Here is a 26,402-nt window from a genome sequence, read left to right as displayed (position 1 = left end):
AATTCACCTCCACTAGGTTTAGCAACCATTGAAATTTATAACACAAACGTTGAATCTATCTCCGGCTTTAATGTTGTTCGCAAGCCGGAATTGCGTAATCAGTCCGCCTTGAGCTGAATTCTGAAGACCCGCAATATGTCCAAGCCACGCTCCTTTGCCACCTTCCAAAGTACCCGCAAAAGGGTATTCGTCTACGGACAGGATTCCTTCCGGAATTCCTTTTGTTGCAGCTGACCGATTTATGCTCGAATTTCCACCCCAAGTAAGAATCCGAGAATGGCCAGCCTGTTGAGCGTGCCAAATGTTTTCAGCCAACTGTGGGTATTTCTTGTGGTCGATCACCAAAGTAGGTAGGTTAGCCGATGATCCGGCACGCAAACCTGTAACGCCTCGTACAAGGGACGCGATCGTAAGCGTGCCCTGAGTCCCGTAACCAAGACCATTCTGCAAAGCTCCATAATACTCCAAGGTAGGAACTGGTGGCTTGATTCCAAATATACCCCCAATGCTTGTATCTGCAAATGGAGTCGCGAATGGCAATATTGGCATTGTAACCGGTGAATTGAGTGTTCCCGCAGCAAAATTGTAGAGGCCCTTACCGTGCCCGAGCATGAAGTCGTTGGCATGTCCGAAAGCATTTTGAGTAAACATCGCAAAAGCCATGCGTCCGCCGTATTGTGCTTGCGTTAGGTAGCCACCCGAAAATCGATTTAGGTACACCGTGCCGATATGGTTATCCCCTTCGTACATACCATTGATTTGGAGATAGTTGTTGCCAAAGCCTCCGAAATCTACTGCTTCCCACCCTTCACCTGGTTTGCCTTCAAACCATTGGTAATAATAATCAAATTTTGCCCCCTCACTGGTATTCCGCTTTCGCCCCCATTCAAGGCCGGACGGATCCGTAATCGCAATCGGATTATTGCCTACGTAGATAAACCGATTAAAGGTCTGCGGATTCGCTGATTTGCCGGACGCCAGCAGCGGATCTACGGCGGTGAAGCGGCCGTAGCGGTTTTCGTACATTCTTGCTTCGGCGAAGTCTAGTTGGGTTTCGTCGTCTTTTTGGTAGCCGGTGAATTTTTGGCGCACGTTGTCGCCGGGCATCGAGTACTTGAGGCCCGCGTCGCCGGTGCGATTGCCGACGCCGACGTTCAGGTCTTCGCCAAACGGCATAAAATCACGCCGCGAAGAGACCTGACCCAAAGCGTCCGTTATAACACGCGGGCTTCCCAAATGATCGGTTGTCGTGTAGGCAACCTTCGAAACCGAGGCAGGGGCGACAACCGTCGAATACTCCGCAACCAGCTTCCCTGACGAGTAAACAAATATCGTCGTTTCACCCGTCGACAGAATATATTTCTTTACCCTCTTGCCTTCGCCGTCATAGTAGTATTGCCCAACAGTCGTTCCGGTTGCGTCCTTTACCTCTGTCTGCTTGTTGTCTCCGTTGAATACAAACGTGCGCAACTGACTGTTCGGCGAAAGATCTCGCGTGATGTTCCCATTCTTGTCATAGGCGAAATCGGTGAGATTAGTAAATCGGTTGGTATTCTGATCGATCGCGGGGTTCGAAGCCGCCGTATTCCCGGCAATATTCTGTGAAAAACCGGTTCGATTGCCATAGCGGTCATAGCCCCAATTCTGAATCCAGTTAGGGGTTGTGTTCGTACCGGTCGTCTCTTTGGCCTCGGTAATGCGATACAGCGAGTCGTATTTGTAAGCCTGAATGAAATTCGTGCCCGGCACTGTTAGTATCTGCTTCGCGATGTTTCCGGTGTTCTTGGCAGGGTCCGTAGTACCATTCGAATCCAGTTCGCCGTATTCGTAGTTCGTCTTCCAAAGATTCGCGTCGGCGACGTTCGTTCCAAGCCCAAGTTCCGTCACCTGCATCCGCGTATTGAATTTCGCGGTCTCCCAACGCCCATTTCCGAGCTTCATCTGACTGATCCCGCCCGAGGCCGTGTAAGAGAAGTTGGAAACATACGGCGTGTAAACACCATTCGCCGTCTTTCGACTCGTGACGCTCGCAAGATCGCCATCGGCCTCGAATTCATTCTTAACCTTTCTACCGCTTGGGTATTCTTCCTCTATCAAGGCTCCAGCGAAGTTGTAGGTATATTTTGAGGTGTAAGTATTTCCGTCGGTGGTCTGAGACGATCGGGTGACGCGGCCAAAGTTGTCGAACAACTCATTTCGCGTCTCCGAGACGGACGAGGTGACCTTAGTCAGTTTCCCCTTTGCGAAATTATACGGTGTTTGCTGCGGTACGTGGTCGATGCCGTCGTAGAAGTAACTGACCGACGGCGTGTCGGTGCTGAGGTCGTTGCCCGCGACGCTTGCACAATTCGTCGCAGACGTATTTATGGTCGGTTTGGTGTAGCAGCGGCGGATGACGCGACCAGCCTTGTCATATTCATTGATGATGTTTACGCCGTTGGCGTCAGTGGCTCGGACAACATTGCCAAGCGTGTCGTACGCAAATCCGGCGGTCCACTGGCCAGATGTGTTGTAGGGGTCGGCCAGATCAAGAGTAGCATTGATCTCCTGCTCGGGCTGACGGACACGGATGAGCCTTCCTAACGAATCGTATTTGAAATACCGGGATTGGACGCCCTGCGTGACCTTTACCATTTTGCCTTGGGCATTGTAATCGTAAAAGGTTGCGTATGATGGATACTCGCCGCCGGAGAAGTTTTCGGGGCATACGGGAGAGATACACTGCCCGTGCGGCGTTGGCGAAGGATATGGTGAGGGATTTGGTGATGGCGTGGGCACGGGTGTTGGTTGGGGCAACGCGGGGAGGTTGCCGGTATGGTCAGGTTCCTCGACAACGATCAGCTGGCCGAGGGCGTTTGTGATCGAACGCGATTTCTTAAGGGCGGCGTCAGTCGTCATTACGACAGTGCCGATATATCCCGGAGCGGTCGAAATGTCGTATGTCGTGGTGCCAAGTATGTTTCCTGTAGGGCTAGATGGGTTTTGGCCTGCGACCGGTTCCCGCGATTGTTTGGTGCGACCGGCCGAATCGTATTCGATCAAGCTCCACAGTTCCGTTTCGCCCTGTCGATAAGGGTTCGATACCATCTGGACACGCCCGAGCGAATCGTATTTCGTCTTAACGATAACATCGCCCTGCGAGTCCTTTGCGACCGTTTTGACGGTACGCCCAAGCGTGTCCATATAGGTCGTGGCATCATACCAGTTCGTCGAGTCGATCTGCTTGCACTTTTACCGTCCGAGCGTCGTCATCATAAATTGTCTGCGATTCGGGAGCGGTAAAGTTGACGGCATAAGCACGCGTGGGCCTAAGTAACGGATCGGTATACTCGGTCGCTGTTGTCTGTCCAAACTCATCGGTCGCAGTTAGCGGCAATCCAGTCATGAGATCATAGGTTGACGTGGAAAACGAACCTTGGTCTGTTCCGTGCGTATTTGTCGGGTCCGGCGCTGAAATATCGACACGGGTTGGATACGCGTATCGATACGGTTTGGACGTGGTATCTTCGAAAAGTGTTAAGGTCTCGTTCCCAGCCGCGTCCCGTGCCGCGACCGCATTTCCAAATATGTCATAACGGGTGTGAGTTTCGATCCAGGTGTTGTTGTCGCTGTCCCACACTCTCGATGTCGTCGGCCGACCGCGGTAAGGAGTATTTGGATCGATCCAGCATTTATTCGCGGCAATCAGCCCGCAGTCGAAATTGGATAATCCGTAGTTTTCCGTTGTATAACCTTGGGGATAGCCCGTCACGATACTTGGTACTAGGTTGTCATACTTCGTCTGTGTTTTTGCCAGAAGCGAGTTGTCGGCCGGATTTAGTGAACGGCTCTCGATAGGCAAACTGGGTATTCCCCGTGCCTTGTAATCGGCGTCATATAGATAATCGGTCTCGCTGAGGGTTGCCACGGTCGAGCTATTGAAATATGACGCGATCTGCTGAAGTGTTCCCGTATGGGCAAGGCTTAACGGAATGTGCCGAAAATGATGAGACTTCGACCTTTTTGCATTCAAATGCGAGAAATGCTCTGCGTCCGAGCTCCCGGTCTCATCGTATTCCTTCTCACTCAGCGTCGCTAACGCTTGCCCGTTTTCAATTGCAATCGAGACCGTCCGCTTAACTCGTGGGTCCCGACTCGCAATGCTGTGATCTTTCGTAATAAATTCGTTTAGCGTACGTGAGATTAGGTTGTTGTTTTCATCAAACGTCTTTTCATCCAAGGGCATTCCAACCGTCGGGCTGCTAAAACCAAAATTGCCACCATCCGACCATTGGGAATATACGGCTCTCTCAGTTCTTATTCCGTCGCCGAGAGCATCATCGCCTTTCGGAGCAATCGTTGTGATCTTTCCGAGAACGGCAAAATATTGCCATCTCTGTTGCAAAGCATTGTCCGCGTCAAACAGTCGTCGTTCTTTAACTCCGCGATTGGTTTGGTCATACGCAGCGGAATTTCCGCCATTTAGAGGAGTAATTTTATGATACTCAAAGGTCTCATAACTGCCCGCCGGATAGACTATCTTTGTAACTTCGCCGTAACGGTTATATTTGAAAACATATTTCTTGCCGTTCGGCAGCTCAACCTCTGATAAAACAACTGGGTTGAAACGCGATGACACAGGTTGAGCCAGATTGTTTTCATCTAAAATCGGCTGTCCCTGCAGATCCCGAAGAACGCCAAAACTGTTGCAAAGTCGAATTCCGCTTTCTGGTTCAGGAAATAAAACATCATTCGGATATTCGGGATCCGTATCCGAGACGCTCCCTCGACAAAAATAGGGGGTTTCGTAATATAGCTTCTCGTTTAGGTCCTCCAAGGCGCCAACTTGCCTTGAGTCGTTTGTGCATTCCGGTTGGTTTTCGAGATCTTCGCATCCGATCGGTTTTAGATTGTCCCATTTCAGTTTGTAGGTCTGTTTACCATCACCTAGTCCGGGCATTTCAACTATCCTTGTCTCCGCGGTTTGTGTCTGAGATAACCAATTATGGGGTATTGCATCGACGATTTGTCGCCCCAACGAGTCTGTCCATTTTGTGGTAGGCATGCCGTCCGCAACGATTCGTTCGAAGGACATCCTATTCCCATCCGGGTCAAGAAATTCGGTTGCAAACGTCCCTTCACCGCCATTGCCGACCGGAAACACGTATCGACTGCCGTTGGGCATGTAAAGTGTGCTGCCGCTTCCGCCTCTGTCCAATTTCAAGCCTGATCCGTCGACGGCTAAGTAAACCCCGTCCAGGTCAGGTTCACACACCGCTTGATTTGTTCCACAACTTTGCTGAGTATCACTCGCCCGAAATTCGCGCATCGAACCGTCAGGCATTGCTACCTGCAACCGCTTAATGTAAAAGAGATTAACGATGGGTGGAGGGTCAGGGAAAACTGGCCCATCGTTACAGTAATTTGTGACGTAATTAGAACAAGAGATCGTAGCTTCGGCCAAAGTACAGAAATATCCGCCGCCCGGGCAGTTGTACACCCAATGATTGCAATATGTTCCACATGGTTCCAGAAGATTCGCAGAAAAGCCATGAAGTGTATTCTGCCAACTGGTATCCAATCCGGCTACATCAATAATGTTGGGCGACCATGGCAGCCCCTCCTGAGTATAAAGCTGGACCGGATCGTCCTCTATCCTTGGTGGCACGAGACTGCTTGTCCAGCCCGAGGCACTTCGCTCTGCAAAGCGGGCGTAAATATCGGTTACATATTTTGGTTGGGTGTTTTCCCAGTACCACCATTGCAAACCCGACTCCATTCGCCAAAGTTTTGATGAATATCTAAGACCGACCGGCAAAGAATTGCCATTTCGGCCGGTGTAGTTCATCAACGATAGATCAAATTCCATCGCCAACGTGGACGGATTGACACGGGCAAGACTCTTCAAACTTTGGTCTCGATTATTACCCGTGTCTTTGCTTTGTGGCGTTGATGATCCGTTACCAATTTGTGCGGTACCGCTTTCCACGCAAAAGAAGACTAAGATCATTATTCCAGCGATGGGCACGATCTTTGAGATTGCACGTCCTAAGAATCCGATCATTTTATTTCCCTGTTGCATATTCACTCTCGCTTAAAGATCTTCTATTTTTCAGACATATCTCAGCTGGATCGATCTCGGCACTACCGCCTGTAGAAGACCGGGACCGGGATGTCGTCGGTGGTGCCCCAGTATTCGGTGCGGGTTTGGGCATTTGAGCTTTGGTAGATGTACCAGACGGCGGATGTGGCGGGGCGCCAGATGGCCATGTCGCATTTGCCGTCGCCGTCGTAATCGTTTTGGACGGGGACGTCACCGCTGACGCCGTATTGCATTTGCAGTGACGAAGCGTTGCTGCTCTTGCGGATGTACCAGTTGCCGTTCGACGAACGCCAAACGGCATGGTCGGCTTTGCCGTCGCCGTCGTAATCGGCAATGACGGGTTTATCGCCGGTCGCTCCGTAGGATATTTGCAGGTACGAGCTGTTTGAGCTGTTTACCGAGTAGAATGTATGGTTTGAGTCGCGCCAGACGGCGAGGTCGGCCTTGCCGTCACCGTCAAAATCGGCAGGTGCCGGTGTGTCGCCTTGGGATCCGTATACCGGATAGATCGTAGTCGATGTCGAGCTTTGAACGATATACCAAGTTCCGTCCGAAGACCGCCAAACAGCGATATCCGTCTTGCCGTCGCCGTCGAAATCGGCCGCGACCGGTTCATCTGTCGAATTGCCCAGAGTGACCGAATAATATGTGTTGTCGGACGATTTCGTAACCCACCAGGTCCCGGTCGACGGGCGATAGACTGCAAAGTCGGTCTTACTGTCTCCGTCATAATCGCCCTGAACCGGTTTGTCTCCGCCAGTTCCCCAACCGTACGAAGCCTGAACGCTTCCGCCCGGTCCCATCACCCACCAAACACCGCTCGACGGCCGCCAAACGGCGAGATCAGCGGGCGGAGCCGCATTCGCATTTGCATCCTCGACAGCGAGCAGCCGTGAGCCTGCGTAGATATATTCCTTGCTCAATTGCGGAGTCGCGGATGGTGGAATTGACGCACTTTCAGGTTGTGTTGAACCACCCGCTACCGCAGGTGGTTCGGACCCGAACCAACCGGTCCTTTTTCCGGTCATCGCATCGGTACGCGGCAGCCAGCCGTTCCTAGCAAAAACGCCGAGCACGATCATCGTGATTACGGCAAACGCAGACAACCCGATCAACAGCTTTTTACGCCGTCCGGGGCTTGCGGTGGTGTTCAGAGACATGGGGGTGCTCCTCAGTTTGGTTTAGTTGTTTTGGTTATGCGTTTCGCCGAGGCTGTCGAAAGTGGAATTTCGCGTGAGGAAATTTCGATTCGGGAAGTCCGGCCCTCGCCTTCTTCATTTGCAGACGCAGACCTAGTGAGTATTTCAACGACATCGTCGCTGTGGAGGTGGCCTGTGACTGTCAAGTATTAATGGAAAAGACGTTACCATGTAAAGCTTTTGCAGGTCAACAGTTTTTTTAACATTGAGCAAATAGCAAAAAAAAATGGAGTGACGTTTGAAACGCAATACAAGCGGGACCGTACCAGATTTCTTGATACGGGTATACGAGTCCGGTGAGCTGAATTTTTTCGGGATGTTGGGTCTACCTAAAAACCGATAGTTTGGTTCTTGTATTTTTATATGGTTAGAAGACGGGGGTCTCGTTGCAAATACACACCTAGATTATGTGAAAAAGCGTGATCTTCCGGATATCTCTGTTCAAATTGATCGTATTCGTCGGGATCGTAGGCGTTTTGTCGCGGCGGCCCGTAAATTCAATGCCTCGGCGACGACGTGATCGCGGTAATATCCTTGTTCGAAATGTTCGAGTTCGTCGAGATCTTCGCAAACGCATTTTTCGGCCTCGATAACGGCTTTTCACGAATCGCGAAATTTGAGGTGTCGAAATGGGCCTGAAAAACCTCCGTCGTCGACACCTGTTTCGACGCCCGAATTGACGCCCTTTCGTGTACTTCGCAGATCGCCCCGAAGCTGCAAACTGCGTTTTTTCAAGCTCTACAACCCAATAAAACAGGCGTTTTTGATCCAAATTGTGGTACGTACCACAATTTAAACCAAATCTATCAAAAGTCCCTTTTCGACACTCTAAAACACGTTTTTTGTATTGCGCAACAACGATCATCTCCAGACTGCGGATCGTCTAAGTTGTCACACCTACCACGATCTGGTTTTCGGATGAAGAATACACCTCAACCCTTCTCCAAAAACGCGCCTTTCCGCTGCACGATCGACGGCGCCTTCAGATAAGGTCGATCTTCGCTGCGAGAGCAATATCGACATCCGTGATACCGCCGCGATCGTGTGTCGTAAGCAGGATCTCAGCATAACCCCAGCCAAAAGTGATGTCCGGATGATGATCAGCCTCTTCGGCAACCGCTCCGACGCGGTTGACGAAATCGAGAGCCTTGGCAAAATCATCGAACGGCCATCGCCGCTTCAGGCACTTTCCGTCCACCGTCCAGCCGTCCATTCCGCTTAAAGCTGACTCCAACTCACTGTCAGTCAAAATAATCCGATTCGTTTGCATTTGGCGTTTTTTGCTCCCTGTTTTTACGCTATACTTAAGGTTTTGAGTGCTGGGTTAAAGGTATCTGTAAAATGCGTAATTGGTCAAGAATTCTGTTCCTTTTGTTAATAGCAGTGTCGCTTTCGGGTTGCGGTAGTGACAAAAAGCCCGCGACCCCCAAGGAAACTTTCATGACGTATATCAAGGCCATCAAGGCCAAGGATACGACGACAATGAAGCTGCTTCTTTCAGGCGAAACGATCAAGATGCACGAGCGTGAGGCAAAGGCGAACGGTTCGACGGTCGATGATATCGTGAAACGCCAGACACTCTTCAATGAAAAAGATCGTGAGGTCGTTTTTCGGGACGAAAAAATAAACGGCGAAAGGGCAACGATCGAAGTTAAAACGGCTGGCGGATCGTGGCAGAAAGTGCCGTTTGTTTTCGAGGAAGGTGCCTGGAAGATCGACAATGCCGGAGCAGCGAATCAGATCCAGCAAGAGGTCGAGGACCAAAACCGAAAGTTCGAAGAGTTGATCAATGGAAGTACACACGTGCCGGGCCAATCGCCGCCGGTGCCGCAACCGACGCCCAGTTTCTGATATTCAAGGAGAATTTAGTGTCCGTAATAAAACCATTTAAGGCTCTGCGGCCGCAAGCCGACAAATCCAGCAAGGTTGCTTGTGTACCGTATGACGTCATTTACGACTCGGAGGTGCGAGAACTTGTCGCTGAAAACCCGCTCAGTTTTCTTCGTGTAACGCGTGCCGAGGGCGAATTCCCGGAGGGTGAGGCTATTTCGCATGAAACCGCGAACGAGCGTGCCCGGCAAAATCTCGACGGGTTCATTCGCGACGGCATCCTGGTCGCCGATAATGAAGATGCGATCTATATCTATCGCCTTGGTTCGAACGGGCAGTTTCAGACGGGTATTGTCGCGTGCTGTTCGGTCGATGAATACGAAAGCGGCACGATCAAAAAGCACGAGAAGACGCGGCCCGACAAGGTCGAGGACCGCACATCACACATCCTCGCCGTCGGAGCTCAGACCGGATTGATCTTTCTGGCGTTTCGCAATACAGACAAGATCCGTGGTTTGATCGCTGAAGCCATTAAACAGGAGCCGCTTTACGATTTCGTTTGTTCCGCCGGTGTACAGCAGACGATCTGGCGAATTACTGATACCGCTCAGTGGACCTCGGCTTTTGCCGAGGTACCTGAGATATACATCGCCGACGGACATCACCGGGCTGAAAGTGCGAAACTGGCTCGTGAACTCTCTCGTAAGAACAACCCGAACCACACCGGCAGCGAGGAATATAATTTCGTGATGGCCGGTATCTTTCCGGCAGAAGATCTGCGTATTCTGGCGTACAACCGTGTCGTCCATGACATTAACGGCCTATCGGCCGACGAATTCTTTGCGAAACTTGGTGAAAACTTTATCGTCGCCGAAACAAGTGAAAAAGCGCCGGCCGAACGCGGAGAGACGTGTATGTATTTCGGCGGTCGGTGGTACAAATTGACGTTCAACGTTCAGTATTTTCGCGAACCTGATCCGATCGAGCGTTTGGATGTGAGCATTCTGCAGCAATTCGTGCTGACGCCTGTATTAGGCATCGGCGACCCGCGGACCGATACTCGCATCAGCTTTGTCGGCGGCGGACGCGGCACATCGGAACTTGAAAAAATGGTCGATTCGGGCGACTATGCCGTTGCGTTTTCGATGTTCCCGACCACGATGGACGACCTGTTCGCCGTTTCGGATATGAACGAGATCATGCCGCCAAAATCGACGTGGTTCGAACCGAAACTGAAAGACGGCTTGCTGATCCACCAGATCTGACTTTAATGGACAAGACTAAGCTCGCAGACATACGTCAGGAATATTCGCGCGAGGAGCTTTCGCGGAAAAAGGCCGCTGCCGACCCATTTTCGCAATTCGAAACGTGGATGAACGAGGCCCTCGCCGCCGAGGTCAACGAACCGACAGCGATGACACTCTCAACGGTTGGGTCTGACAACCGGCCATCGTCGCGTGTTGTTCTGCTGAAAGGTTTCGATGCCGATGGTTTTGTCTTCTTTACAAATTACAACAGCCGAAAAGGCAGACAATTGGGAGAAAACCCTTTTGCTGCGATCAATTTCTTTTGGCCCGAACTCGAGAGACAGGTTAATATCAGCGGCCGAACGAGCAAGGTTTCGCCTGAGGACTCAGACGAATATTTTGATTCCCGGCCGCTGACAAGCCGCGTCGGAGCTTGGGCATCGGACCAAAGCGAAAAGATCGACTCCCGAACGGTCATTATGACAAAGGCCGCGAAACTGCTGGTAAAATACGCGATCGGCCATGTCCCAAGGCCTCCGCATTGGGGCGGCTTCAGACTTGTTCCCGATCGAATCGAATTCTGGCAAGGTCGACCGAGCCGTCTTCATGACCGCATTTGTTACGAGCGAAATGGCGATGCGTGGGATATCTCACGGCTATCTCCATAATTTAACCTATGTTCGAAACAGAACGCCTCATCATCAAAAAACTTGAGCCGGAAGATCTGCCGTGGCTGATCGAGCTGCGCGTGCCTGATGCGGTCAACCGGTATATGGGCGGGCCTGAAATGCAAAACGCCGAGGCTTTGGCAAAGCGTTTGCCGTTCTATCTCGATTGTCATGAAAGATTCGGCTTCGGCTTCAGCACGATGACGCTCAGATCCACGGGTGAAAAGATCGGGACCAGCGGCCTGCAGCCGCTCGAAGAATCAGGCGAGATCGAGGTCGGGTACAATTTGGCAGAAAAATATTGGCGGCAGGGATTTGGTTACGAGTGCGCATTTGCGTGGCTGAAATACGGATTTGAAACTGCCGGCCTCGAACGTATTGTGGCGGTCTGCCATCCTGATAACGTGGGTTCATGGCGGATCATGGAAAAATGCGGGATGCACTACGAACGGTCGGATGAGCACTACGGTATGGACTGCCTATTCTATGCGATAACGCGTGACGAATTTCTAAAGCCCAAACACCACGATATTTCGATCCGCCTCGGATAAGACTATGCGGCCAAATGCTCCGAAACTGATATTTGCCGTGTTGCTGAGCTTCTATTTTTTATGGATAGCCTGGGATCCGATGCAGGGCAGTTTTCTCGACAATGTCGATCTGCCGATACATGAGACCGGCCATCTACTGTTTCGGCCGTTCGGCGAATTCATGATGATCGCGGGCGGTTCGCTTTTTCAGGTGATCTTTCCGCTTGTATTTGCCGGGTATTTTGCATGGCGTCGGCAGTTCTATTCGATGGCGATCGTGATGCTTTGGGTCGGACAGAGTATATTGAACGTTTGGGTATATGCATCAGACGCTATCGTGATGCAGTTAGTGCTTACCAGCGGTTTTACAGGCAGCGAAGGCAGTTTCCATGATTGGAACTATCTGCTGACCGCGACCGGACTTCTCGAATCGACAAAAGGTGTAGCAAAAGTCATCCGCTTCGTCGGAACATTTACTATAATCATAGCTGGTATCTCGGCGATCTATTTTTCATTTATCACGAACGACGAAGAAGTATGAAAGTAACCCTGATCACCGGTGCATCAAGCGGCATCGGCGAAGCGTTTGCCCGAAGGCTCGCAGCCGACGGACACGATCTGGTACTTGTCGCCCGCAGTGAAAAGGCGCTTCACGAGCTGTGCGACGAGTTAATGCTGAAGCACAAGATCACAGCACATTATGTCGTGCTCGACCTGACCGAACGGGATGCGGACGTACAGCTGTTCGAAGAAATGGTCCGTCATGCATTTGAGGTCGATTGGCTGATCAACAACGCAGGATTTGGCTCGGTCGGCGATTTCGCGACGCTCGACGGCAAACGCGAACTTGAAATGATCGATCTCAATGTCCGTTCGCTGGTCGCGATGACACATCGATTCATTGGCCCTATGCGGGAGCGTGGTCATGGCACGATCATCAATGTTTCATCCGCAGCCGGATTTCAGCCGATCCCGTTCATGGCGACCTATGCCGCCACCAAGGCGTTTGTGTCCTCCTTTTCTGAGGCGATCGCTGAGGAGAACCGGCCGCTTGGAATCCGTGTAATGGCACTGTGTCCCGGCTCGACAAAGACCAACTTCTTCGCTGCGTCCAATATCGACCGTCCGATACAGGTGAAGGGACAACAAACTGTCGAGCAGGTCGTCGATTCGGCATTGCGCGGACTAAAGAAAGGTAAGATGAAAGTCGTTTCCGGTTTTGCTAATCAGGTTGGCTCAATGCTTGGAGCACACGTTCCGCACAAAATTTCGTCACGGGCAATGTCGAAAGCACTGCGGCCGAAGTATCAGAAGGATTAAGTCGGTTTTCAGCGCTATGAAATTTACCGTCCTTGGCAGCGGCTCGACCGGAAACGCGGTACTGATCTCATCCGAACGTACGAACGTACTGGTCGATGCAGGGATGAGTTCGCGCGAGATATTGCGCCGTCTTGGCGAGGTCGGGGTCGATCATAACGAACTTGACGGCGTGCTGATCACCCACGAACACGGCGATCATGCCGGCGGTCTGCGTGTGTTGATGGCGTCGGTAAGTTGCCCGGTATTTATCTCACGGCCGACGGCGGATTCCTATTACGCGACAAAAGCCGGCGGGCAGAACGGCGACAGCGAATCATCAAAGCGACAGGTCGCACTCAAAGATAAAACTGTCGAGATCGAATCGACCCGCGAGTTTCGCATCGGTGACATCGATTTTGAACCGTTCAGCGTGCCGCATGATGCGGCTGATAACTTCGGGTTTGTCGCCAACAAAGACGGCGTGAAGGTGGCGACACTGATGGATTTTGGCCACATCACTGATCTGATAAAGGAAAAGCTAAATGGCTGTGATGCGATAGTGGTCGAATCAAATCACAGCCGCGATATGCTCAGAGCCTGCTCGGTTTACACTTGGGATCTGAAGCAGCGGATAATGTCCCGAACCGGCCATCTCTCGAACGAAGACCTTTCAGATTGGCTGCAGAGCGAATTTGACGGCTCCGCCAGGCACATCGTCCTTGCCCATCTTTCGCAGAGGGCAAATGACCCGCACCTCGCCCGTCTCACTGCGGAAACTGCCCTTCAAATGCGTGCACCGCTTTTCAAGGCCGAAACAAAGATCACGCTCTCGCACCCCAAGCAGCCGACCGATTGGATCGAATTCTGAAATACAGAACTTATTCAAACCGACAAAGTAGCCTGAGCTATTTTTTTTGTGTGAAGGAACGGAACACGAAACGGACAGCAGGATCTTGGCGTATTCAAGATTCGATCGCAGGAAGGACGCCGCGAAATGACTTTCGGTGTAATGGACAATGGCCGTGCTCGCGCAAGGCCGCGAAGTGCGTGGCGGCGCCGTAACCTTTGTGGCCCGCAAAACCGTATTGCGGGTATTCGAGGTCGTATGCTCTCATCAGATCGTCGCGGTATGTCTTGGCAAGGATCGAGGCGGCAGCGATCGAAGCGGAGATCGAGTCACCTTTGATGATCGCCTTTTGCGGTAGTGACGATCGTTTTAGACCGAGGGCATCGATGAGTAAGAAATCGGCGGCCGGATCTAGTTGGGCGATCGCAGAGAGCATCGCGTTCTTTGTTGCCTCAAGAATATTGATGCGGTCGATCTCGTCGGCTTCGATCCGGCCGATGGCATAGGCGACGCAGTCCTGCTTTAATTGTTCGGCAATTTCATTCCGACGCTTCTCGGAGAGCTTTTTTGAATCATCAAGGCCTTTGGGAAGCCGCTTGTCGAGATCGAGAATACACGCCGCCGCAACGACCGGTCCGGCAAGACATCCTCGGCCAACCTCGTCGACGCCGGCAATGAAATGAAAGCCCTCTGATCGAGCCTGGTTCTCAAATTCGATCCCGATGGTGGTGATCCTAAGGTCAGGGAACAAAGAAACGCGGGCCATCGATCCATCATTTTCAAATGAATCGAATGGTCCCGCGTTTCCCATATTGTAGCCTCTGACCTAGCTTGCCTGCTGTTTTTTGGCGCGTGTGTCGCGTTCCTTGATACGTGCGGCTTTACCACGCAGATCGCGTAGATAATAGAGCTTTGCACGACGGACCTTACCACGACGGATAACGTCAATGTGATCGATGACCGTCGCGTGAAGCGGGAAAATACGCTCAACGCCGACGCCGAAACTAACTTTGCGGACCGTTACGGTTTCGCGAACGCCGCCGTGTTTGCGGGCGATGCAGATGCCCTCAAATGCCTGAAGGCGTTCCTTGTTGCCTTCCTTGATGCGAACGTGTACGCGAACCGTATCACCAGGCTGAAATGCCGGGATATTATCTTTTAATTGTGCCTTTTCAATGCTGTCTAGTCTGTTCATTTTTTGTTTCGGCCAGAGGTCAACGGTATGTACCGCTCACATTTCACCATTTTCTCCTGTTAATAGATCGCTGCGATTAGCTCGCGTTTTTTCGAGCGCCTTAATAGAGCGCCACTTTTCAATTTCGGCATGATTGCCGTTCAACAAAACTTCGGGAACCAACATTCCCCTAAAATCCGGCGGCCGCGTGTAATGCGGGCAATCAAGCAGCCCGTCCGAGAACGAATCGTTCACTGCCGATGTATCACTGCCCAAAGCGTTCGGCAACAGTCGGACGATACTGTCCGCAATGACGATCGCCGCCGGTTCGCCGCCGGAAAGGACGTAGTCGCCGATCGATATCTCGTCGGTCACGAGTGTCTCATTCACCCGTTCATCGACGCCCTCGTAACGGCCGCAGATCATTACGATGTGCCCCGCATCTTCCGCAAAACACTGTGCGTCAGCCTGTTTGAAAGGCTTTCCCTGCGGCGAGAGCAAGATCACTCTTGTACCTTTCGGGTACTCATCACGATCGCTCGTCCCGATCAAATTTTCAATTGCGGCAAAGATCGGTTCACACTTTAGAACCATTCCGTCGCCGCCGCCAAACGGCCGGTCATCGACCATTTTGTGCTTGTCCGTCGAATATTCGCGAATATCGTGGACATTTATTTCAACAATTCCAGCGAGCTTTGCCCGCCGAATGATCCCGAAATCAAAGACTTGGTCAAAGAACTCGGGGAAAATTGTTAGAACATTTATTCGCATTTTGGATCGCCGATTTTCGATTTTCGATTTTTTCAATCCAAAATCCCAAATCCAAAATCTAAAATTCTAAAAGTCCGTCCGGCGGGTCAACTCTTATCAACTTATTTTCAATATCGACCTCGACGCAGATCGCTTCGGCAAAAGGTATCAAGTATTCCTTTGCGTCACCTTTTACAACCAGCAATTCGGTTCCACCGGTTCGCATCAGTTCGATAACCTCACCGACCGGCGTTCCATCGATCGTTTCCACCACACATCCGGCGAGCTGCCATTCAAAGAATTCGCCTTGATCGAGTTCAACGACGTCCGTCTCTGCCACGCAGATCTCAGCTCCGCGAAGTGTCTCGCCGCTCTCGATCGAGTCGAAACCGACAATTTTCAAGATGACCCTGCCATTTTGAAAAAAGTGATCTTCAATTTTCAATTCACTTCGCCTGCCGTCGGGCATAACGGCGACGACTTCGTCGAGATCGTCAAAACGCTCAGGAAAATCGGTCAAAATGTCGCAAACGACCTCGCCCTTTAACCCGCGCGTCTTTATTATCTTTGCAACTGCGACCAGATCATCCATCGGACTTGAAAATTAGTCCTCGAGCAGGTCTAGCTGAAAACGTTTGTTATGACGCTGGCCGGCGACGAAAAGAATGCTTCGGATCGCTTTGACGGTTCGACCTTCGCGGCCAATGATACGACCCATGTCGTGACCGGCAACGCGAACTTCGATTCGCACGTTCTTACCATCCGTATTCTCAGTTACTTCGACCTGGTCGGGCTCGCCGACCAGGGCCGTGACTATTCTTTCGACAGCTTCTTTCATAAAGATCTGGGAAGTCTTGCGATTCAGGAAAGCCCAGGAAGTCGGATAAGGATGAATCCCTTTTAAGACCTCGGCGAATATCTAGACTTCCGCGACTTCAGCCGGATTGTTCTTGATCAGGCTCTTGACCGTATCTGTCGGCTGCGCACCGACACCGATCCAATAGTTGATGCGATCGTGTTTCAAGATCACTTCGGCCGGATCGACCATTGGGTTATAGGTTCCGACGTTTTCGAGATATTTCCCGTCACGCTTCGAACGCTTTTCCTTTACCACGAGGCGGTAAAAGGGTTTACCCTTAGCGCCCATTCTCATTAAACTAATTGCTAACATAATCTTAAGTGACTAGTGGTAAGTGACGAGCAACGAGCGAAAGTCTTTTCGTGTCCCTTGTCCCTTGTCCTTTGTCCCTATCTCCTCTTTTTGTGTCTTTTCTTCTTCTTTATTCGCTGCGACAGCGATTCGTTACCGTTTCCGTTTCCGCCGCCAAAATCATCATCTCCGAGGCCCATGTCGCCCCCGCCGCCAAGTAATCCGCCAAGGCCGCCCGCGAGACCGCCCATCATCTTCTTGCCCAGACCGCCAAACATTCCGCCGCTGCTCATTTTGGCCATCATTTTCTTCATCTGCTCATACTGGCGAATAAGCTGATTGACCTCGGCTATGGTCGAACCGCTGCCGTTCGCGATCCGGGTTTTGCGGCTTGCATCAATGACCTTGTGGTTGTTGCGTTCCTGCTTTGTCATCGAGCCGATGATCGCCTCGGTCCGCTGCATTTGATGATCAACGACAGCCGATTGCTCGTCCGTGATCTGCATACCGCCGGTCATCTGTTCGGGCAGCATCTTCATCAATTTTGACATTGAGCCGAGCTTTTTGAATTGTCCGAGCTGATTGCGAAAATCTTCGAGCGTGAACTGATTGCTCGTCATTTTGCGCAGCTGCTCTTGCGCATCTTTCTCGTCGATCTTGCCCTGAACTTCCTCGATCAGCGACAGTACATCGCCCATGCCGAGGATTCGCTGGGCAATACGATCGGGATAAAAAGGCTCGATCGCGTCGTATTTTTCGCCGACGCCTACAAACTTGACCGGCTGGCCGATCACCTGTTTGATCGAAAGTGCTGCACCGCCCCGGGCGTCGCCGTCCATTTTTGTCAAGACAACGCCGGTGATACCGACACGTTCGTGGAAAACCTCGGCGGATCTAACGGCATCCTGTCCGGTCATCGCATCGGCGACAAACAAAACTTCGACCGGCTTCGTCTCGGCTTTGATCTGTTCGAGCTCGACCATAAGGTCGTCGTCAATATGCAGACGCCCGGCCGTGTCGATCATCAGCGTGTCAAAGCCCATTTCGACCGAATATTTCATCGCTCCGCGAACGATGGTCATCGGATCGTTGGTCTCTTTCGCTTCGTAAACAGCAACGTTTACAGCATTGGCAACAACTTTTAATTGCTCACGCGCAGCCGGACGATAAACGTCGACAGAGACGAGCAAAGGCTTACGTTCCTGATTGTCAGCGAGCCAGCGTGAGATCTTGCCGGTCGAGGTGGTTTTACCCGATCCCTGAAGGCCGACGATCATTACGACGTTCGGTGTTTGCTTTGTGAAAACAAGCCGCGACGACGTTCCGCCCATCAACTCGGCAAGTTCGTCATAGACTATCTTGACGACCTGTTCGTGGGGCTTTAGATCCTGCCAGACCTCCTGTCCCTCAGCTTTTACGCGAACCGCATCGACAAAATCCTTGGCGACTTTGTAATTTACGTCTGCCTCAAGCAAAGCCATCCGTATCTCACGCAACGCAGCATCTACGTGCTCAGGGGTCAACTTACCCTGGCCGCGCAGATTTTTCAGCGATTTCTTGAGCTTATCGGATAACGATTCGAACATAATTACCAGCTAATAGACACACTTCGGCCGCTAGAGTCGAAACTATAAATACTAGTCGTTTGAGGGGCAAGTGTCAAATTTTGGCGGCTGCCAAAACGCGCTCAAGCGCCGTAAACACGGCGCTTGGCGTCACGTTAAGGATGCACTTAGGCTCGCCGAATTCGGCACAGATACGGCCGGGGCACGGCTGGCAAGCAAACGGTTCGAATACGATCTCGTTTGGAGCATCGGTCCACGGACGCCAGTGGTTGCGGTTTGACGAGCCAAAGACCACAACCGTTGGTGTGCCGACCGCGGCCGCGATATGGGCAATACCGGAATCATTGCCTACGAAAACACTTGATCTTGACGCGAGAGCAGTGATTTCAGGGAGGGAAAGGTCGTCAAAGGTTGTTATCGGTATTTTGGTTAAAGATTTCAGATCTCGTAAGACCTTTGATTCGTGCTTTGCCGCAACTGCAATAACATTCAGGCCTTTTTCTGCAAGGAATTCCGACGTTCGGGCAAAATTAACATTAGACCATTGTTTTGTAGCGAAAGCGGCCGTCGGGTGCACTAATGCGAGAGCAGAGTAAGTGGTCCGGGATGCACAGTCGGCAAGTCGGCGGTCAAGTCTTTCTATTGCATCCTGAGTTACCGCCAAGTGGCTCTTTGGGCAATCGTCAACAGGTACGCCGGCGAAACCGAGAACTGCGAGCTGCTGTTCGGCGGAATGAAGAATGTCGCGATGCCAAAAATCGGCAGCGGACGAGTAGAGATGGTTATAAAAGCGTTTGTATCGGTAATGCGATAGTCCGATCCGGTGTTTTGCACGAGTTGCCTTTGTCAGAAATGAACTGGTCGTGCCGCCGTGGAGATTTATTGCGATGTCGTATCTGCGGCCGAGTAAATAGTTGGCAGTCTTAAGTTTAGCGGAATTACGATCGCCGACGGTGATAACCCTAACGCCTTCGAAACCGTCCAGAAGCGGAGCCACCCAATCTTCGAGAAGAATATCGATCTCGGCATTTGGGATAAATCTTCTTAGAGCGATGAGCGACGGTGTCGAGAGAACCGTATCACCGATCGAGCGAAGGCGAACGACCAGGATACGTTTGACCTGACCCCAATCGATATCCGATCTTGCCATTACTTTTCGACAGTGGCTTCGTCGATGAGCATGACCGGGATCTCGTCACGGATCGGATAAACCAATGAGCATTCGGGGTTTACACATTTCAAACGCGTCGCCGCGTCGTCGATCTTGACCTCTGATTTGCACTTCGGACATCGAAGTATCTCTAAAAGTTCCGGGCTGATTGCCATAAAATTGATCTCCTGACTAAATTGAGATTCTAACGCAAAGTCGTAACGCGGCAAAGATACAGAATAAAAGGGCGAGTTTTGACGCTCGCCCTCGTGATAATTAAGAACAACCACCGGTTGCTGACGGTAGTTTTGGCCTATGCCGCCTCGGTCTTAGTTCCGCATTCGGGGCAGAATTTAGCTCCGGCGGCAAGCTCGAATTGGCAGCTGCCGCACTTAGCCTTTTCCTGTGTCGAACCGCATTCGGAGCAGAACTTTGCACCTTCGCGAAGCTCGGCCCCGCACTTTACGCAGGGCACCTTGGCTACTTCCATTTTGCCGCCGCAATCGGAGCAGAATTTAACGCCTGCGGCATTTGCTTTGCCGCAGCTTGGACATGGAACCGTCGCGGCTGCCGGTGGCTGGGCACCGCCGACCTGGCCGCCAAATGCATTCGCCATCTGGCCGCCGACCGCAAATCCGGCACCAAGGCCGGCACCAAGGCCGGCTCCGCCGCCTTCATTCTGAGCGGCGTCACGCAAGGCGTCTGCGGCCTGAAACTGCATATATGTCTGAGCATCGCCGAGAGCACCCATCGAAGCACGTTTGTCCATCGCCGCTTCGACTTCGGGCGGCAGGCTAACATTCTCGACGTAAAACTTAGTCACCTCAAGGCCGTATCCCGAAAAATCTTCGTTGATCTTGCCCCGGATCTGTTCGCCGATCTCTTTGTACTGAGCAGCGAGATCGAGGGCGGGAATTTTGAGTTCGCCAAGAGCGTCAGAAAACTCGGTGACGATCGCCCGTTTGAGCTGGCCGTCGATGTCCTCAGTTTGAAAATGGGCGTTAGTTCCCGCGATCTGCCGAATGAACTCGGCAGGATCGGCCACACGTAAGCTGTAAGCACCAAACGCACGCAGACGAACTATCCCAAAATCGGCATCGCGGAGCATTACGGGGTTGGAGGTTCCCCACTTCATGTCCGTAAACTGTTTGGTATTAACAAAATAGACCTCGGATTTGAACGGCGAGTTGAATCCGTATTTCCACGCACCCAACTTTGAGAGTATCGGCGTATTGCCGCCATCGATCTCGTATCTGCCCGGCGTAAATACGTCGGCAACCTGGCCCTCAAACACAAAGACCGCAGCCTGCGATTCGCGAACTATCAACTGGGCTCCGTTCTTGATCTCTTGTCCGGCCACCGGAAATCTATAAAGCAGCGTGTCCTGCGAAGGGTCGAGCCATTCAATAACCTCAATAAATTGGTTCAATGCCTCTTGTTTGATCCTGTCAATGATGCTCATTCAATAATCTCCTTGTATTGGATAATAACGATAGGATATCACACAAAGTTGCGGTTATTGGAAGTTTTTTCGATGCATTTTGTTTGCTTTTTCATTATTCGCGAACAGCTTTTTTCCGATTCCATCTGCTGTTGAGCCAAACGATCAACAGCATCGTGAATCCACCGGAAATATCCAAGATTACGTCTTGAAGTGAACCGGTACGCAGTATATTCAAGCTCTGGTTCAACTCGTCGATTCCAGCGATCGCTAACACTGCTAAAAATGCGATCAAATACTTTTGATTTCTAACACGATCAGATAAGACGGCCCCGAATGCTCTCGCGGCTAAGAAGGCCAGTACGGCATACTCGCTAAAGTGGGCGGCCTTTCGAATATAAGCGTGATAGTTTTGTATTGTCTGTTCAGGCGCGTCGGGAAACAAAAATAGCAAGATCGGCCGAATGATGAACGATGTTTGCGACACCGAGCCCTGGCTGCTTGAAAGGAAAAAGATCAATGCGATCCAAATAAGAAGCGGCACGAATGCCATAAGCAATTCGCGCCGCGATCCAGTGGAGCACAAGATTCTCACTGTCCCATGTTGTAGTTAAAGCTAAAGCCGCCGCCGGCGATCATCACAATAAATCCAGCGATCATCATAATAAGCGGGATCAATCCTTGCCTTTTGACGATGAAGAAAATTATTGAACCTAACGGACTACAAAAAAAGCAGACAAGGCCCCAAATAGCCTTTTCTGAGGTGTCCTTACCCGTCTGAACGGCAGTGACCACCATCCAAATAAGCCCTATTACGTAAATCAGCCAGCCAACTATTCCAAGCATACTATTCCTCCAAAAGTTAGATTGTCCAAATTGAAAAAGCAAGCAAAGCATAGATGAAATCCCTGAGGATTTCAAATTGCATTGCTTGCTTTAACGTATCAGTTATTGCAGTTAGGCTGCTGCAGCCCCGGAAACCACTTCGATAATTTCCTTTGTAATTGCCGCCTGTCTGATTCGATTCATATTCAGGGTCAAAGAATCGATCAATTCACCAGCATTCTTCGAGGCCGAATCCATCGCTGTCATACGCGAACCTTGCTCTGAAGCAACAGATTCGATCATGCCTCGGTAGATCTGTGTTTCGACCTGTTTGGGCAGCAATTTTCCGAAGATCTCGGCTGCCGGCTGCTCGTAAATGTACTCGGCCTGGTTCGCACCGTCGCTGCCTTCGGCCTCGGCGTCACGCGGGATCGGGAGAAGCTGTTCGATGATCGGCTTTTGAGATAGAACGGTCTTGAATTCGGTGAATGCGATAAAGACCTTATCGATCGATTCGTCTTCGGTAAAGGTTTTTATGACCTTTGCCGCGATCTCAAGTGCGTCCTGCAGGCGTACCTGGCCGGAGCCGGTCAAACCAAGATATTCCTCAGTAAACTTAACGTCGCGGCGTTTGAAAAAGTCACGTCCTTTTCGGCCAACGGGGATCATCTCCGTCGGTTTGTCCGCATTCGCTTTCATGAAAGCCTGCACAGCTTTAATGACATTGGCATTGAAAGCTCCGGCCAGACCTTTGTCCGCGCTGACGAGAACGATGAGATATTTTTCGTCACCGCGTGCATCGAGCAGCGGGTGTGAAAATTCGTCGGCAACCTTTGCACTCAGCCCGCCCAAAACAGCCGACATTTTGCCGGCGAACGGACGCGACGACGTGACGCGGTCCTGTGCGCGTTTGAGCTTTGCCGCGGCGACCATCTTCATCGCCTTGGTGATCTGCTGTGTGTTCTTGACCGACTTAATTCGTCGGCGCATGTCCAAAAGACTAGCCATAAAAATCAGTGATGAACGATAAGTGATGATGTGATGAGCTTCAGCAGCTCATCACTCACCATTCACGATTCGTAGTTACTACGCGGCTGCCGTCGCGGCCGTTTCCCAGCGTGTTGCTTTGAAATCTTCGACCGCTTCCTTCATCAGAGCCTTCAGATCGTCATCGATCGATTTCTTATCTCGAAGCGTATTCAAGACCGCCGGATGTGATTCCTTAGCAAAAACCGTCAATTCTTCTTCGAATCGCTTGAGGTCTTCGACCGCCACATCATCTGCCATTCCGTTCGTGACGGCCCAGATGATCAGGACCTGTTCGACGACGTCCATCGGCTTGTACTGCGGTTGTTTGAGGATCTCTGTCAGGCGTTTACCGCGTTCGAGCTGCGACTGCGTTGATTTATCGAGGTCCGAACCGAACTGTGCGAATGCCGCGAGTTCGCGGTACTGTGCAAGGTCGATACGCAGCGTACCGGCGACCTGCTTCATTGCCTTGATCTGAGCGGAACCGCCCACACGCGAAACTGAGTTACCAACGTTGATAGCCGGTCGCACGCCCGAGTTAAAGAGGTCAGATTCCAAAAAGATCTGGCCATCGGTGATCGAGATCACGTTGGTCGGAATGTATGCCGAGATATCGCCGGCCTGTGTTTCGATGATCGGAAGGCTGGTTAGCGATCCGCCGCCGCGTTTGTCGGACATCTTCGCGGCGCGTTCGAGCAAGCGTGAGTGTAAATAGAAAACGTCGCCCGGATATGCTTCGCGGCCCGGAGGACGGCGAAGAAGCAGCGAAATCTCGCGGTAAGCAGCTGCCTGTTTCGACAGATCGTCGTATATCGTCAAAGCGTGGCGGCCGTTGTCGCGGAAGTATTCGCCCATTGCACAGCCCGAGTACGGTGCCAGAAACTGCATAGCTGCCGGATCCGGAAGCCGAAGCATTAACGATGATCGTGTATGCCATCGCACCGAATTCTTCGAGCTTCTGGCGAACCTGAGCGACAGTCGATGCCTTTTGCCCGATCGCGACATAAACGCAGATCACATCTTTCCCTTTTGGTTGATGATCGTGTCGATTGCGACGGCGGTTTTGCCAGTCTGGCGGTCGCCGATGATAAGCTCACGCTGGCCGCGGCCGATCGGTACCATTGAGTCGATAGCTTTGAGACCGGTCTGGAGCGGCTCTTTAACGGGCTGGCGGTCAATAATTCCGGGAGCGATCGATTCGATCGGATAAAAGGTGTCGGTAACGATCTCGCCGCCGTCGTCGATCGGATTTCCAAGAGCATCAACCACCCGGCCGATCATAGCGTCGCCAACCGGAACGCTCATAATTCGCTTGGTGCGTTTTGCTTCGTCGCCTTCTTTGATCTTCTGAAAATCACCGAACAATACGCAGCCGACCTTATCTTCCTCAAGGTTGAGCGCGAGACCGCGAACACCATAAGGAAACTCGAGCAGCTCGCCCGCCATCACCTTTTCAAGGCCGTAGATCTCGGCAATACCGTCACCAACCTTGATCACGGTCCCGACTTCGTCGACTGTCATCGACGCGTCAAAATTTTCGATCTGTGCCCGAATTATTTCGTTTATTTCGTTAGCTTTAATTGCTTCCATATTCTTATCAGTTTTCGATCGTCTGGAGGCGGTTGTCAGCCGGCAATTCCTTACCGACAACCGACAACTTACTGCCGACAACTATCCATTGACCAATTGTTCCTTCAAGTTTTCCAATTTCGTTTTTACAGAGCCGTCGTAAACCGTTGAACCAATTCTGGTTACGACTCCGCCAATAATTTCTTTGTCGACCGTATAGTTTATGTGTACTTTCTTCCCGGTCAGTTTTTCGAGATTTGTTTGAAATGCTGCACGATCCGTTTGCGGCAATTCGCGTGCGGAGATGATCTCGGCAGCGACGACGCCTCCGCGTTCCTCAAGAACGGTCTCGAATTTGTCATTGATCGCACCGATCTCTGCAAGCCGGCCGTTGCGTAGCAAGATCCGTAAAAAGTTAGCGGTCGTCTTGGTCGGTTTGGCGGACGCGATCAGGCTTTCAAGGACCTTTTCTTTATTTGTATGGGCAATAGCAGGATTGCTAAACACTGTGGTCAAATTCTCGTTCTCAGAAAACAACGTATTTAGCTGAGCCAGCTCAGTTTTGACCATTTCGGTCTGGCCCGAGGCAAGGACGCTGTCGGCAAGTGCGGCGCTGTATCGTCGTGCGATCGTTTCGGTACTCATAACTAGTTAAGACCTCCGATCTCCGCGATGTTAGCTCTTACAAGGACAGCATCGGTTTCGCCGTTTATCTGGGAGCGAAGTTTTGCTTCAGCAAGGCGAATGCTCTCTTCGGCCGAGTAACGGCGAAGTTCGATCTGCGACAGTTTGGCCAAACGCGAAAGGTCAGCCTCGGTCTGCTGCCGCAGACGATCGGCGTCAGCTTTTGTCTGGTCCGCAATGCGCTTTTTCTCAGCTGCGGCCTCGTCCTTTGCTTTCTGCAGGATATTTTCTTTTTCGGTCTCGAGTTGTGCGAGTTTGCCTTCGACCGCCGTGAGCTTGGCAAGTGCAGCTTGCTTTTCTTCTTCAGCCTTGATCAGTTCGGCACGGATGGAATCACGCTTTGCCTTAAAAGCCTCGCTCAGCGGTTTCTTTACCAAATAGACCATGATCGCGATGAACAAGGCCAAATTGATGAACTTCCATGCCTCAAAGCCGGGAATATTGAGGTATTCGTTGTAAAAGTGCGTAAATGCGCTTTCCTTGCCGGCAGGAGCACCGGCTAATAGAAACGCAAAATTGGAAATAAACGCTAACATAAAATCCTAGGACCTAAGTATGCTTGCCGCGATCTTATCGGCCATTTGAGCGGCATTGGCTTCGACTGAGGCACGGGCCTCACCTGTCTGTCTTTCGATCTCGGCCTTACCGGAATCGAAAGTTTGGGCGATCTCGGCCTTGGTCTCGCTTAGTTTTTTTTCACGGGCCTCAACGGCTTTCTTCTGTTCTTTCGCTACCAGTTCGTATCCTTGCGAACGCGTGTCGAGCATAGCCGCGCTATAGCTGGTCTCCTTTTCGCTGACTTCGCCGAGGATCTTCTCGGCCGCACCGCCGGCCCCGCCTTTTGCCTTTTCGCGTTCCTCGATAACCTTATTTATCGGGCGAAAAAGCGTACGGTTGAGCACCCAGATCATGATCAAGATCAGGCCAATGTGTATAAATATTGTGCCGTCCGGAAATAGTTGGATCGATTCGGCAAATGCCAGCAAGTACATATTCAAACTCGACCGTAGTTACGGTGTAAACAGGCGAAAACAGGGCCTGGTTCTCAAAAGATATAAGAGTATCACGCGCCCTTTTTAAGGGTCAAGGGAGCGCCCACAGGTAGTTTCGGCGCATTTTTGCAAATTTCTGTCTGGTGACACGGTTTTGACGTTTGGTGACAGCTTTTTTGACCCTTGGCGGCATTCATTTTGGCTTCCGACGACGCGTATTTTGGGTTTGGTGACGATTCTTTTCCGGCCCTTTCGAGAGGCGATGATACCGCCTATTGCGATTTTGGGAACGGCCGGTGACAAAATTCTTGATTGCGTTAACCACGGTGCCCATCGCTGCTTCTTTCGTAACGCCCAAAAAGGCGTCTATA

At 51.4% G+C, this 26,402-nt stretch carries 27 protein-coding genes and 1 pseudogene; 7 read left to right on the top strand and 21 right to left on the bottom strand.

Annotated features, from left to right (window positions below; genetic code table 11):
• Positions 1 to 18: 18 nt before the first annotated feature.
• The 4 genes from IPK01_05895 to IPK01_05880 form a co-directional block, all read right to left on the bottom strand.
• The gene (locus IPK01_05895) at positions 19 to 3,183 is read right to left on the bottom strand and encodes a hypothetical protein (GenBank protein MBK7933023.1); all 3,165 of its coding nucleotides are present in this window, start codon (positions 3,181 to 3,183) and stop codon (positions 19 to 21) included.
• A 13-nt stretch (positions 3,184 to 3,196) separates the two neighbouring features.
• Complete coding sequence (locus IPK01_05890; protein ID MBK7933022.1) at positions 3,197 to 5,887, bottom strand: hypothetical protein; 2,691 nt, start codon at positions 5,885 to 5,887, stop codon at positions 3,197 to 3,199.
• 236 nt (positions 5,888 to 6,123) lie between these two features.
• A complete protein-coding gene (locus IPK01_05885) occupies positions 6,124 to 7,242 on the bottom strand; it encodes a VCBS repeat-containing protein (protein MBK7933021.1) in 1,119 nt (372 codons plus the stop codon).
• 1,021 nt (positions 7,243 to 8,263) lie between these two features.
• The gene (locus tag IPK01_05880; GenBank protein ID MBK7933020.1) at positions 8,264 to 8,551 is read right to left on the bottom strand and encodes a 4a-hydroxytetrahydrobiopterin dehydratase; all 288 of its coding nucleotides are present in this window, start codon (positions 8,549 to 8,551) and stop codon (positions 8,264 to 8,266) included.
• A 71-nt stretch (positions 8,552 to 8,622) separates the two neighbouring features.
• Here IPK01_05880 and IPK01_05875 point away from each other — a divergent pair, with 71 nt between their 5' ends.
• The 7 genes from IPK01_05875 to IPK01_05845 are packed head-to-tail and all read left to right on the top strand — an operon-like array spanning position 8,623 to position 13,723.
• A complete protein-coding gene (locus IPK01_05875) occupies positions 8,623 to 9,132 on the top strand; it encodes a hypothetical protein (protein ID MBK7933019.1) in 510 nt (169 codons plus the stop codon).
• A gap of 17 nt (positions 9,133 to 9,149) precedes the next feature.
• Complete coding sequence (locus IPK01_05870; GenBank protein ID MBK7933018.1) at positions 9,150 to 10,376, top strand: DUF1015 domain-containing protein; 1,227 nt, start codon at positions 9,150 to 9,152, stop codon at positions 10,374 to 10,376.
• Between the two features lie 5 nt (positions 10,377 to 10,381).
• Complete coding sequence (gene pdxH, locus IPK01_05865) at positions 10,382 to 11,026, top strand: pyridoxamine 5'-phosphate oxidase (protein MBK7933017.1); 645 nt, start codon at positions 10,382 to 10,384, stop codon at positions 11,024 to 11,026.
• 8 nt (positions 11,027 to 11,034) lie between these two features.
• Entirely contained in the window at positions 11,035 to 11,577 is a 543-nt protein-coding gene (locus IPK01_05860; GenBank protein ID MBK7933016.1) for a GNAT family N-acetyltransferase, read from the top strand.
• Positions 11,578 to 11,581: 4 nt separating this feature from the next.
• The gene (locus IPK01_05855; GenBank protein ID MBK7933015.1) at positions 11,582 to 12,097 is read left to right on the top strand and encodes a hypothetical protein; all 516 of its coding nucleotides are present in this window, start codon (positions 11,582 to 11,584) and stop codon (positions 12,095 to 12,097) included.
• A complete protein-coding gene (locus IPK01_05850; protein ID MBK7933014.1) occupies positions 12,094 to 12,876 on the top strand; it encodes an SDR family oxidoreductase in 783 nt (260 codons plus the stop codon). Before IPK01_05855 ends, IPK01_05850 begins: the two co-directional genes overlap by 4 nt.
• Positions 12,877 to 12,892: 16 nt before the next feature.
• On the top strand, positions 12,893 to 13,723 hold the full coding sequence (locus tag IPK01_05845; protein MBK7933013.1) for an MBL fold metallo-hydrolase: 831 nt from the start codon (positions 12,893 to 12,895) through the stop codon (positions 13,721 to 13,723).
• A 94-nt stretch (positions 13,724 to 13,817) separates the two neighbouring features.
• Here IPK01_05845 and IPK01_05840 read toward each other — a convergent pair whose 3' ends face one another.
• The 17 genes and pseudogenes from IPK01_05840 to IPK01_05760 form a co-directional block, all read right to left on the bottom strand.
• Positions 13,818 to 14,468 carry a ribonuclease HII gene (locus IPK01_05840; GenBank protein MBK7933012.1) on the bottom strand — a complete coding sequence of 217 codons (651 nt, stop codon included), beginning with the start codon at positions 14,466 to 14,468 and terminating at the stop codon, positions 13,818 to 13,820.
• A 60-nt stretch (positions 14,469 to 14,528) separates the two neighbouring features.
• Positions 14,529 to 14,897: a 50S ribosomal protein L19 gene (rplS, locus tag IPK01_05835; protein MBK7933011.1), complete on the bottom strand. Its 369-nt coding sequence runs from the start codon at positions 14,895 to 14,897 to the stop codon at positions 14,529 to 14,531.
• 36 nt (positions 14,898 to 14,933) lie between these two features.
• Positions 14,934 to 15,647, bottom strand: coding sequence for a tRNA (guanosine(37)-N1)-methyltransferase TrmD (gene trmD, locus IPK01_05830; protein ID MBK7933010.1), 714 nt, complete (start codon positions 15,645 to 15,647; stop codon positions 14,934 to 14,936).
• A gap of 58 nt (positions 15,648 to 15,705) precedes the next feature.
• A complete protein-coding gene (rimM, locus tag IPK01_05825; protein MBK7933009.1) occupies positions 15,706 to 16,218 on the bottom strand; it encodes a 16S rRNA processing protein RimM in 513 nt (170 codons plus the stop codon).
• A gap of 12 nt (positions 16,219 to 16,230) precedes the next feature.
• Positions 16,231 to 16,464, bottom strand: a complete 234-nt coding sequence (locus IPK01_05820) for a KH domain-containing protein (protein MBK7933008.1) — start codon at positions 16,462 to 16,464, stop codon at positions 16,231 to 16,233.
• Positions 16,465 to 16,545: 81 nt separating this feature from the next.
• Positions 16,546 to 16,800 (bottom strand): 30S ribosomal protein S16, encoded by a 255-nt coding sequence (gene rpsP / locus IPK01_05815; GenBank protein ID MBK7933007.1) that lies wholly within the window; start codon positions 16,798 to 16,800, stop codon positions 16,546 to 16,548.
• A 74-nt stretch (positions 16,801 to 16,874) separates the two neighbouring features.
• Complete coding sequence (gene ffh / locus IPK01_05810) at positions 16,875 to 18,362, bottom strand: signal recognition particle protein (protein MBK7933006.1); 1,488 nt, start codon at positions 18,360 to 18,362, stop codon at positions 16,875 to 16,877.
• A 73-nt stretch (positions 18,363 to 18,435) separates the two neighbouring features.
• Complete coding sequence (locus tag IPK01_05805; GenBank protein MBK7933005.1) at positions 18,436 to 19,491, bottom strand: glycosyltransferase family 9 protein; 1,056 nt, start codon at positions 19,489 to 19,491, stop codon at positions 18,436 to 18,438.
• Entirely contained in the window at positions 19,491 to 19,667 is a 177-nt protein-coding gene (locus tag IPK01_05800; protein MBK7933004.1) for a Trm112 family protein, read from the bottom strand. The genes IPK01_05805 and IPK01_05800 overlap by 1 nt, the downstream gene beginning before the upstream one ends.
• A gap of 137 nt (positions 19,668 to 19,804) precedes the next feature.
• On the bottom strand, positions 19,805 to 20,953 hold the full coding sequence (locus IPK01_05795; GenBank protein ID MBK7933003.1) for an SPFH domain-containing protein: 1,149 nt from the start codon (positions 20,951 to 20,953) through the stop codon (positions 19,805 to 19,807).
• 94 nt (positions 20,954 to 21,047) lie between these two features.
• Positions 21,048 to 21,485, bottom strand: coding sequence for a VanZ family protein (locus tag IPK01_05790; GenBank protein ID MBK7933002.1), 438 nt, complete (start codon positions 21,483 to 21,485; stop codon positions 21,048 to 21,050).
• A gap of 38 nt (positions 21,486 to 21,523) precedes the next feature.
• On the bottom strand, positions 21,524 to 21,778 hold the full coding sequence (locus tag IPK01_05785) for a PLDc N-terminal domain-containing protein (GenBank protein ID MBK7933001.1): 255 nt from the start codon (positions 21,776 to 21,778) through the stop codon (positions 21,524 to 21,526).
• Positions 21,779 to 21,889: 111 nt separating this feature from the next.
• Positions 21,890 to 22,765 carry an ATP synthase F1 subunit gamma gene (gene atpG / locus IPK01_05780; GenBank protein MBK7933000.1) on the bottom strand — a complete coding sequence of 292 codons (876 nt, stop codon included), beginning with the start codon at positions 22,763 to 22,765 and terminating at the stop codon, positions 21,890 to 21,892.
• 78 nt (positions 22,766 to 22,843) lie between these two features.
• Positions 22,844 to 24,376 (bottom strand): annotated as a pseudogene (locus tag IPK01_05775) (F0F1 ATP synthase subunit alpha).
• Between the two features lie 81 nt (positions 24,377 to 24,457).
• Positions 24,458 to 25,000 (bottom strand): F0F1 ATP synthase subunit delta, encoded by a 543-nt coding sequence (locus tag IPK01_05770; GenBank protein ID MBK7932999.1) that lies wholly within the window; start codon positions 24,998 to 25,000, stop codon positions 24,458 to 24,460.
• Positions 25,001 to 25,002: 2 nt separating this feature from the next.
• Positions 25,003 to 25,575, bottom strand: a complete 573-nt coding sequence (locus IPK01_05765; protein ID MBK7932998.1) for a hypothetical protein — start codon at positions 25,573 to 25,575, stop codon at positions 25,003 to 25,005.
• A gap of 6 nt (positions 25,576 to 25,581) precedes the next feature.
• Entirely contained in the window at positions 25,582 to 26,031 is a 450-nt protein-coding gene (locus tag IPK01_05760) for a hypothetical protein (GenBank protein MBK7932997.1), read from the bottom strand.
• Positions 26,032 to 26,402 lie beyond the last annotated feature (371 nt).

The sequence above is a fragment of the Acidobacteriota bacterium genome (genome assembly GCA_016713675.1).
Lineage (GTDB): Bacteria > Acidobacteriota > Blastocatellia > Pyrinomonadales > Pyrinomonadaceae > OLB17.
This window is presented reverse-complemented; position numbering and strand designations above follow the sequence as displayed.

What these genes read in the sequence shown, in the direction of transcription:
- IPK01_05770 (MBK7932999.1), bottom strand. Translation starts at nt 25,000, where the DNA reads ATGAGTACCGAAACGATCGCACGACGATACAGCGCCGCACTTGCCGAC.
- IPK01_05850 (MBK7933014.1), top strand. Translation starts at nt 12,094, where the DNA reads ATGAAAGTAACCCTGATCACCGGTGCATCAAGCGGCATCGGCGAAGCG.
- IPK01_05895 (MBK7933023.1), bottom strand. Translation starts at nt 3,183, where the DNA reads ATGGACACGCTTGGGCGTACCGTCAAAACGGTCGCAAAGGACTCGCAG.
- IPK01_05840 (MBK7933012.1), bottom strand. Translation starts at nt 14,468, where the DNA reads ATGGCCCGCGTTTCTTTGTTCCCTGACCTTAGGATCACCACCATCGGG.
- IPK01_05860 (MBK7933016.1), top strand. Translation starts at nt 11,035, where the DNA reads ATGTTCGAAACAGAACGCCTCATCATCAAAAAACTTGAGCCGGAAGAT.
- IPK01_05855 (MBK7933015.1), top strand. Translation starts at nt 11,582, where the DNA reads ATGCGGCCAAATGCTCCGAAACTGATATTTGCCGTGTTGCTGAGCTTC.
- IPK01_05845 (MBK7933013.1), top strand. Translation starts at nt 12,893, where the DNA reads ATGAAATTTACCGTCCTTGGCAGCGGCTCGACCGGAAACGCGGTACTG.
- IPK01_05885 (MBK7933021.1), bottom strand. Translation starts at nt 7,242, where the DNA reads ATGTCTCTGAACACCACCGCAAGCCCCGGACGGCGTAAAAAGCTGTTG.
- IPK01_05790 (MBK7933002.1), bottom strand. Translation starts at nt 21,485, where the DNA reads ATGGCATTCGTGCCGCTTCTTATTTGGATCGCATTGATCTTTTTCCTT.
- pdxH (MBK7933017.1), top strand. Translation starts at nt 10,382, where the DNA reads ATGGACAAGACTAAGCTCGCAGACATACGTCAGGAATATTCGCGCGAG.
- IPK01_05760 (MBK7932997.1), bottom strand. Translation starts at nt 26,031, where the DNA reads ATGTACTTGCTGGCATTTGCCGAATCGATCCAACTATTTCCGGACGGC.
- IPK01_05800 (MBK7933004.1), bottom strand. Translation starts at nt 19,667, where the DNA reads ATGGCAATCAGCCCGGAACTTTTAGAGATACTTCGATGTCCGAAGTGC.
- IPK01_05795 (MBK7933003.1), bottom strand. Translation starts at nt 20,953, where the DNA reads ATGAGCATCATTGACAGGATCAAACAAGAGGCATTGAACCAATTTATT.
- trmD (MBK7933010.1), bottom strand. Translation starts at nt 15,647, where the DNA reads ATGCGAATAAATGTTCTAACAATTTTCCCCGAGTTCTTTGACCAAGTC.
- rplS (MBK7933011.1), bottom strand. Translation starts at nt 14,897, where the DNA reads ATGAACAGACTAGACAGCATTGAAAAGGCACAATTAAAAGATAATATC.
- IPK01_05820 (MBK7933008.1), bottom strand. Translation starts at nt 16,464, where the DNA reads ATGAAAGAAGCTGTCGAAAGAATAGTCACGGCCCTGGTCGGCGAGCCC.
- rimM (MBK7933009.1), bottom strand. Translation starts at nt 16,218, where the DNA reads ATGGATGATCTGGTCGCAGTTGCAAAGATAATAAAGACGCGCGGGTTA.
- IPK01_05880 (MBK7933020.1), bottom strand. Translation starts at nt 8,551, where the DNA reads ATGCAAACGAATCGGATTATTTTGACTGACAGTGAGTTGGAGTCAGCT.
- IPK01_05875 (MBK7933019.1), top strand. Translation starts at nt 8,623, where the DNA reads ATGCGTAATTGGTCAAGAATTCTGTTCCTTTTGTTAATAGCAGTGTCG.
- IPK01_05805 (MBK7933005.1), bottom strand. Translation starts at nt 19,491, where the DNA reads ATGGCAAGATCGGATATCGATTGGGGTCAGGTCAAACGTATCCTGGTC.
- IPK01_05765 (MBK7932998.1), bottom strand. Translation starts at nt 25,575, where the DNA reads ATGTTAGCGTTTATTTCCAATTTTGCGTTTCTATTAGCCGGTGCTCCT.
- ffh (MBK7933006.1), bottom strand. Translation starts at nt 18,362, where the DNA reads ATGTTCGAATCGTTATCCGATAAGCTCAAGAAATCGCTGAAAAATCTG.
- IPK01_05785 (MBK7933001.1), bottom strand. Translation starts at nt 21,778, where the DNA reads ATGCTTGGAATAGTTGGCTGGCTGATTTACGTAATAGGGCTTATTTGG.
- atpG (MBK7933000.1), bottom strand. Translation starts at nt 22,765, where the DNA reads ATGGCTAGTCTTTTGGACATGCGCCGACGAATTAAGTCGGTCAAGAAC.